Here is a 663-nt window from a genome sequence, read left to right on the forward strand (position 1 = left end):
CGTTTTTCCGCTGGACGTTTAGCCATTTCAGCAACACGTTTTGTACGCTCTTCTGAACTTTCACCTTCACGCACATCTGTCTCTTTTGGTTCCGCAGCCTGAGCTTCTTCTGCTTTAGCCTCCCCTTCTGGGGCGGTCTCTTCACGTCCAGCTTTCACTGCTTCTGACTCCTTAGGCGGAACGTTTTTAGCAGCTTCAGCAGTACGACGAGCACGTTCAGCTTCAATCTGTTCAGGTGTGATTTCTGGAGCAGGTTGTGCCTCAGGTTCAGGAGGAGTCTGAGATTGACGAACAGCTTCACTTTCTTGTGGACGAATGTTACGAGCAGCATTCTCAGTTGCAGCACGACGAGCAGCTTCCAATTCTTCTGGAGTCAACTGACGAGCTTCTGTAGCTTCTGGAATAGGCTCTTGTGGAGCAGCCTGCTGTGCTTCCTGAGACGCACGTACAGCTTCGCTTTCACGAGGTGGCACATACCCAGCAGCACGTTCTGTTGCGGCTGCCTGAGCGGCTTGTACGGCCTCTGGTGACACTTCAGGAGCAGCACCTTCAGGTTCTACTCGTGGACCTGGCTGTTGAGCCATACCAGCAGCATTTTCCTGACGAGCTTTCTGAGCTCGATACTGAGCAAGACGACCTTCCGCTTCACCAACTGTCATGTCT

General features: G+C 52.5%; 1 protein-coding gene. It reads right to left on the reverse strand.

Annotation, left to right across the window (positions count from 1 at the left end; genetic code table 11):
- The coding region (locus N1032_RS25795; RefSeq protein ID WP_259543467.1) for a hypothetical protein at positions 1–663 on the reverse strand (663 nt) is incomplete at both ends.

The organism is Herbiconiux daphne, from assembly GCF_024979295.1.
Taxonomy (GTDB): domain Bacteria; phylum Actinomycetota; class Actinomycetes; order Actinomycetales; family Microbacteriaceae; genus Herbiconiux; species Herbiconiux daphnes.